The 6,418-nt window shown below is 69.3% G+C and carries 9 protein-coding genes; 5 read left to right on the top strand and 4 right to left on the bottom strand.

All coding sequences use genetic code 11. The features are described 5' to 3' along the window. Positions 1–297 (top strand): helix-turn-helix domain-containing protein (locus HV826_RS23300; protein WP_303623590.1); only part of this gene is annotated, 297 nt, incomplete at its 5' end. 147 nt (positions 298–444) lie between these two features. On the opposite strand, the gene HV826_RS23295 is transcribed toward HV826_RS23300, so the two are convergent. From HV826_RS23295 to HV826_RS23285, 3 genes are all read right to left on the bottom strand, one after another. After that, positions 445–1,287 (bottom strand): pesticin C-terminus-like muramidase, encoded by an 843-nt coding sequence (locus HV826_RS23295; RefSeq protein WP_176419208.1) that lies wholly within the window; start codon positions 1,285–1,287, stop codon positions 445–447. Positions 1,288–1,386: 99 nt separating this feature from the next. Continuing rightward, positions 1,387–1,695, bottom strand: coding sequence for an AzlD domain-containing protein (locus tag HV826_RS23290; RefSeq protein ID WP_176419207.1), 309 nt, complete (start codon positions 1,693–1,695; stop codon positions 1,387–1,389). Then, a complete protein-coding gene (locus HV826_RS23285; protein ID WP_176419206.1) occupies positions 1,692–2,441 on the bottom strand; it encodes an AzlC family ABC transporter permease in 750 nt (249 codons plus the stop codon). Before HV826_RS23285 ends, HV826_RS23290 begins: the two co-directional genes overlap by 4 nt. Positions 2,442–2,691: 250 nt before the next feature. On the opposite strand from HV826_RS23285, the gene HV826_RS23280 reads away from it, so the two are divergent. Together HV826_RS23280 and HV826_RS23275 are read left to right on the top strand one after the other, a co-directional pair. Next, positions 2,692–4,206, top strand: coding sequence for an Hsp70 family protein (locus tag HV826_RS23280; protein ID WP_176419205.1), 1,515 nt, complete (start codon positions 2,692–2,694; stop codon positions 4,204–4,206). A gap of 58 nt (positions 4,207–4,264) precedes the next feature. Further along, a complete protein-coding gene (locus HV826_RS23275) occupies positions 4,265–4,654 on the top strand; it encodes a DoxX family protein (RefSeq protein WP_163786107.1) in 390 nt (129 codons plus the stop codon). A gap of 10 nt (positions 4,655–4,664) precedes the next feature. On the opposite strand, the gene HV826_RS23270 is transcribed toward HV826_RS23275, so the two are convergent. Continuing rightward, complete coding sequence (locus HV826_RS23270; RefSeq protein ID WP_176419204.1) at positions 4,665–5,339, bottom strand: SOS response-associated peptidase; 675 nt, start codon at positions 5,337–5,339, stop codon at positions 4,665–4,667. Between the two features lie 96 nt (positions 5,340–5,435). Between HV826_RS23270 and HV826_RS23265 the strand changes: the two genes are divergently transcribed. Together HV826_RS23265 and HV826_RS37405 are read left to right on the top strand one after the other, a co-directional pair. After that, a complete protein-coding gene (locus HV826_RS23265; protein ID WP_176419203.1) occupies positions 5,436–5,618 on the top strand; it encodes a hypothetical protein in 183 nt (60 codons plus the stop codon). Positions 5,619–5,670: 52 nt separating this feature from the next. Continuing rightward, positions 5,671–6,405: a hypothetical protein gene (locus HV826_RS37405; protein ID WP_255208565.1), complete on the top strand. Its 735-nt coding sequence runs from the start codon at positions 5,671–5,673 to the stop codon at positions 6,403–6,405. The last annotated feature ends 13 nt before the right edge of the window (positions 6,406–6,418 follow it).

Here is a 6,418-nt window from a genome sequence, read left to right as displayed (position 1 = left end):
GGGCCACGGCCCCCTCCTGCTTCGGAGGCGGCCGTGGCCCTGGCGTCCAGCACGCCCGCGCCCGCCATCGCCGCCCCGGTGGTGCCAACGCCTCCCGCGCCCGTGGGCTTCCGGCCTCGCGCGGACCGGACGTTTCGCGAGCAGGTGGAGGACGCGGAGCGGGAAATCATCCAGTACGTGCTTTCCCATACACACGACAACGTGACGGAAGCCGCGCGGCTGCTCGATTTGGAGCGGGGGCACTTCTACAAAAAAATGAAGGCCTTGGGCTTGCGGCGGGGACAGAGCGAATCGTGACTGTCTGACATTCATTCTCCCCGACGACCGGTTCCCACTCATTCCCAGACAGTCCATGGCGGACATCGACGTGATGCCACCGGGCATGAAAAGACCCGGAGCCTCGGCGTCTCCGCCGCGCTCCGGGCCTTCTCCAACGCAGCGGCCTCAGCTCAGGGTCGCGATGCCCTCGCCCAGCAAGTCCGCCTCGCGGCCCCGGCGCGACGGATAGCGGTCACCGAAGTCCTCCAGGTTGGCCTTCGCGTCGTCCCACCGCTGCTCCGTCACCTGCGCGAAGAAGTTGGGCGTGGCCGTCTTCAGCGAGCCGTACTGGAAGCCCACGGAGGCAATCACCGTCTGCATCTCCCGCGGCAGCTCCGCGAACCTCGGCCGGCTGCCACCGTCCGCGGCGTTCAGGCGGTCAACCTCGGTGTTGTACTCATTGACCACGTTGTCCAGCGCCTCGCCCTTCACGGCCCGGTCCAGCTCCTTGACCTCGTCCGCCGTCAGGTTCAGCGGGTTCTCCGCCAGGAAGTCCGCGGCGTCCTGGCCCTGCTTGCCCAGGTAGGGCTCCAGCTTCGTCTTCAGCGCGTCCGACAGCCCCAGCCGGTCCAGGTCGGCCATGTCCCGCGCGCCCAGGTCCACGCCCGTGCCCACGGTGACGCCGCTCTTGCTGCCCGTCGCGTCCGGGACATAGCCATCCTGCACCGCCCGGCCCTCCTGCTCGGCGATGAAGTCCCAGTCGACGTCAGGCTCCGTCGCGGCGGCAACTTCACCCTCCGCCAGCACCGCCTGGGCTTCGGCCGCCGGCTGCAGCTGCTTCGCCGCATGGGCGGGCCGCGAATCCCAGCCGTCCTTCACCGAATAGCCCTTGGCCTGGTTCTGCTCCGGCTGCCGCGCGTCCTCCCGCCGGTTCGCCTCGTTCCGGAGGCCGCGGGTGGAGTCCCCTCCAGATACCCGCGATTCGCGCTGGGAGCTTCTCGAAGACGAAGAGCGATCGATTCCAGTCATGGCAAGTCCTCACTGAGTCCGTGGAAAATCCACCTACAGTGCGGAGACTGCCACCTACATCTCCCCCCATCAAGCCGCAGTGCGTGATTTCACCTGAATTCAACCTACATCCGCCATTCGCAACAAACCTGTAACAGCCGCGGCCCCCACCACCACGAAGATGAAGGGCAGCTTCCGCCACGCCAGCACGGCGCCAGCGAGCACTCCCGCCGGACGTGCCCAGCCCGAAAAGCCCCCGTTCGACGTCAGCGTCGCCGTGGCCACCAGCGCGGTGAGCAGCGCGACCGCGGAGAGGGACAGCAGGCCCTGGACCCGCGCGGACACCCGCAGGCGCTGGCTCAGCAGCGGGCCCGCGAGCCGGAAGGCATAGGTGCCCGCGGCCAGAACCAGGATGGGGAGCAGCGTCATCGCAGCACCAGCCCGAGCGCCAGCAGCGAGAGCAGCACGGGAACCCCCGCGGGAAGGAAGGGCGTGGTGGCGAGCGCGATGAGTGCCGCGCCTCCCGCCACCCAGCGTGCCCGGGCAGCCGCCGCGCGGGCTTCATGAGCACGGGCTGTCTCGACTCCACCCTCCGCGGGACCGGGTTCGGCGCTCGGAGGTTTGGCGGGGGCGGTCAGTGACGGCAGCAGCAGCGCCAGCAACCCGGCGGGAAACGCGGCATCGAGCCCCATCGCCTCCGGGCTGCCCAGCGCCGTTCCCGCCAGGGCGCCGGCGATGACGCCCACGTTCCAGGCAGTGAACAGCGCCCCGCCGCACAGCCAGTACGCCGCCTTGCGACGCTCCGGCGTGGGCTGCGCGAGCGCGAACGCCACGGACTCGTCCACCATCAGGTGCGTGCCAATCAGCCGCACGGGCCAGTGCTTTCCAAGCACGTCCGGAATCGCCAGGCCGAACGGCAGGTGCCTCGCGTTGAGCAGCAGCCCCGCGATGACCGCGGCCACGGGGCTGCCACCGCCCGCCACCACCCCCACTGCCATGAACTGCGCACCGCCCGCGAAGACGAGCAGGGACATGGCCGACGCGACCCACACCGACAATCCCGACGCCACCGCGATGGCACCGAACGAAGCTCCGATGACGCCAGACGCGGCGGCAATCGCCGCGACATCCCGAACAAGACTTCGCTCCACATGCCCCATGGCCATGGCGCGCATCCATGAAACGAAGGCACGGGCCGGTCAACGACGAACACCGGCGCGGACCTCGCGCTCCCGGCCGTCAAGCCGACGAGCCCTCGCGTGCGCGCTGCGCCCACCCAGCGGCACATTTCTACTGCCCGTCGCCTCGACCGCCGCCACGGCGTGAAACGAAGGGCAACCGGGCTTCAAGTGACCCACCCACGTTGTGCTCGGGGGCGCTTTCAGGGGCTGAACAAGCCGACGGGACGTGGGAGAGTCCGCGGTGATGAGTACGGGCTCCATCCTTGGCATCGACTTCGGGACCACCAACACCGCCGCGGCCTTCTTCGACAAGGCCGGCAAGCTTCGCGTCGTTCCGGTGACGGACAAGAGCGTCACGCTGCCTTCCGTCGTCTGGTTCCACGCGGCGGACAAGGCCATCGTCGGCCACGCCGCGCGCCGGCAAATCATTGACGACCCGCGCCACACCGTCTTCGGCGCCAAGCGCTTCCTGGGCCGCCGCTTCCAGTCCGAGTACGTCACGCAGCACAAGGACAAGTACGCCTTCGAGCTCGTGGAGGCCGAGGACGGCTACACGGCCGTGACGATGTACGGGAAGCAGACGTCGCTGACGGACGTGGCGCACCTCATCATCCAGCAGATTCTCACGCTGGCGAACCACGCCGCCGGAGCGCCCTTCCGCGAGTGCGTGCTCACCGTGCCCGCGCACGCCAGCAGCCGCCAGCGCGCGGCGGTCCGCCACGCCGCGGAGCAGGCCGGGCTCCAGGTGCGCGCCATCGTCAACGAGCCGACGGCGGCGGCGCTCTACTACGCCAACCTGCGCAACCCCGAGCAGACGGTGATGGTGTTCGACCTGGGCGGCGGCACCTTCGACGCCACCCTGCTCGCGGTGCAGAACAAGGTGGTGAAGGTGCTGGCCACCGGCGGTGACGCCTTCCTGGGCGGCGCCAACTTCGACGAGCGCATCGTCGAGATGCTGGTGGACGACTTCCAGCAGAAGCACGGCATCGACCTGCGCGGGAACAAGGTCGTGATGCAGCGGCTCGTCTTCGCCGCCGAGTCCGCGAAGATGTCGCTGAGCCAGCGCGACGCCACGGTGCTCCGCGTGCCGTGCATCGCCCAGAAGGACGGCGGCTTCATCGACTTCGACTACACGCTCACCCGCAAGCGCCTGGAGGAGATGGTCTTCCAGCTCATCGAGCGCACCGCCTCCGCCTGCGACGATGTGCTGGAGCGCGCGCAGCTGAAGCCCGACCAGATTGACGAGCTCGTCCTGGTCGGCGGCCAGACGCGCATGCCCGCCATCCGTCAGCGCTTCTCCCACTTCAAGCGCCTGTCCTCCGACAAGGAGGTCCACCCGGAGCTCGGCGTGGCGGTGGGCGCGGCCATCCTCGGCCGGAACCTGGCGCGCGGAATCTCGGGCCTGGCGGACGTGGTGCCCATGCCCATCAGCATCATGGTCCCCGGCGGCGCGCAGCACGAGGTCATCCCCGCCAACACCCCCGTGCCCGCGACGAAGTCCGTGACGCTGGAGCTGCCGATGATTCCCGGGCCGCTCTCCATCGCCCTGTTCGAGGCGCTGGACACCACCACCGTGGACCGCGAGCTGCTGGGCACCGTCCGCGTCGAGCTGGACTGGCGCACCACCCACAAGGGCCCCACCACGCTGGAGCTCCGCATGGGCCAGGACTTCGTCCTAGGCGCCGCGCTCGTCTCGCCGCAGGGCGCCCGGCATCCGCTGACCATCAGCGATATGCGCGCGCCCAAGCGCTCCGCGTAACGCAGCGTGACGCACGCCGCCGTGCGAGGATGCGCGGGCGACCTGGGAGGTCCATGGCATGGTGGGCAAGTCCGCGGTGGGTTTGACGTTGATTCGCGTGGTGTTCGGTCTCTCGCTGGCGCTGGGACACGGCCTGTCCAAGCTCACTGGCGACATGAGCAGGTTCGCGGCGGGCGTGGCGCAGCTCGGCTTCCCGTTCCCGACGTTCTTCGCCTGGTGCGCCACGCTGGCGGAGTTCCTGGGCGGGCTGCTGGTGGCCGTGGGCCTCTTCACGCGCCCGGCGGCGGCGATGGCGGGCTTCACCATGGTGGTGGCGCTCTACCGGCACCGCGCGGACCCCTTCGGCCGCATGGAGCTGGCGCTGCTCTACCTCACCGTCATGGCGGCCATCGCGCTCATCGGCGCGGGGCCGTGGAGCCTCGACGCGAAGGTCCGCCGCCGCGGCTGAGGCGCGCGGCTCAGGCGGCCACGCGCTCCACACAGGCAGGGGTGTCGTTCGCGGGGGAGTTCACCACGCGCGACACCTCGTAGGCCTCCAGTGAATCCTCGGCGCAGGGCACCAGCAGCGGGAGCAGCACCGAGGACTCTTGCGGCTCCGGACGCAGCCACACCTCCTGGGCCTCCGGCGCGAGGATGACGGGCATCCGGTCGTGGATTGGCGCCATCAGCGCGTTGGGGCCGGTGGTGATGAGAGTGCAGGTGTTGAGCACCTCGCCCGTGTCGGGCGCGGTCCACTCCTCCCACAGCCCCGCGAGCGTCAGGAGTTGCCCGTCCTTGCGGTGGAAGTGGAACGGCGTCTTCGGCTTCGTGGACTGCTTCCACTCATACCAGCCATCCACCACGACGAGGCACCGGCGCCGCTTGAGCGCGGAGCGGAAGCTGGGCTTCTCCGCCACCGTTTCGCCTCGGGCGTTGATGAGCTTGTTGCCAATGGCGGGGTCCTTCGCCCAGGACGGCACGAGGCCCCAGCGGAAGGCGTCCAGCATCCGCGCGCCATCATTGGTCACCACGGGCATCAACTGCGTGGGACAGAGATTGAAGCGCGGACGCTCCACGGCGGTACGGATGCCCGCGAGGCCCAGCCCGGTGACAATCTGCTCTGGAGAGGTTCGAACGGTGACACGGCCACACATGGGCAGGAAGTATCGCCCTGGCGGGCCGAATGCCCAAGAAGACGCCTTGCCGGTGCAGCCAAACAGGCGGGTGGCCGCTGCGGTAGCATGGGCGGCATGAGCGACGGACCCAAAAAGAACCCGAAGGTGTTTGGCGTTCCGGTGAAGATTGACCCGTACACGTCGGTCCGGCCCGAACACCCCACCGGCGAGTTCGGGATGCCGACCGCGAAGAAGAAGGATGACAAGCCCTTCGACCCCTTCGCCGTCGTCATCGATTCACCCAAAGGCGGCGGCTGAGCAGCGGAATCCGGAGCCTGCCGCCTGTCCACTGGACTACAACGGGCGGGCCATGAACCGGACTTCACTGCTTTCTCTCTGTGTCGCCGCCTCGCTCGTCGCTTGCACCGAGCGGACCTCCAGCCCCGCCGCCGGAGTCGACTCCGGTGTCGCCGCCGCGCCTGTCGTTCCTGCCGCACCGGACAAGGGACAACCCTCCGCCCCGAGCACGGAGCCCCAGGGCGCGGGGAGCTCGGATGCAGCCGTGCCGGGCGAGGCAACGGCGGGTGCCGCCAATGCCGACTCGGGCGTCGGCGAGTACACGGGAGCGCCAGCCGCGGAGAAGGGCACCTGCTCAGCGGCGAGCTTGTCTCCGCGCGTGGCGCCAGCCGCTCCGGCGTTGCCAGCGCCCGTGGAGTCGATGCGTCAGCGCATCATCGCCGCGTCGGTGGCCTGTGATTACACGGCGCTCAACACCCTGGCGGACGAGAATGGCAAGGCCGTGCGGTTCACCTTCGGCGACGGCACCGACGCGGGCGAGTACTGGCGTGCAGCGGAGAAGCTGGGCAACCCGGAGCTGGCGCGCATCGTCCAGGTCCTGAACCTGCCGTACGCGAAGCAGGGCAACCTCTACTTCTGGCCTGCCGTCCACGTCACTGGCGCGACGTCCGACAAGGATTGGGGCGCGCTCAAGGGCGTCTACCCGGACGAGGAAATCGCGGGGATGAAGGACCAGGGCAGCTACCTCGGCCTGCGCGTGGGCATCACCCCCGAAGGCGACTGGCAGATCGCCGTCGCGGGAGACTGAATCAAGCCACGCG

The sequence above is a fragment of the Myxococcus sp. AM010 genome (assembly GCF_013372585.1).
In the GTDB taxonomy this organism is placed as follows: domain Bacteria; phylum Myxococcota; class Myxococcia; order Myxococcales; family Myxococcaceae; genus Myxococcus; species Myxococcus vastator.
Note: the sequence above shows the minus strand (reverse complement) of the source record. Positions and strands in the feature narration are given on the sequence as shown.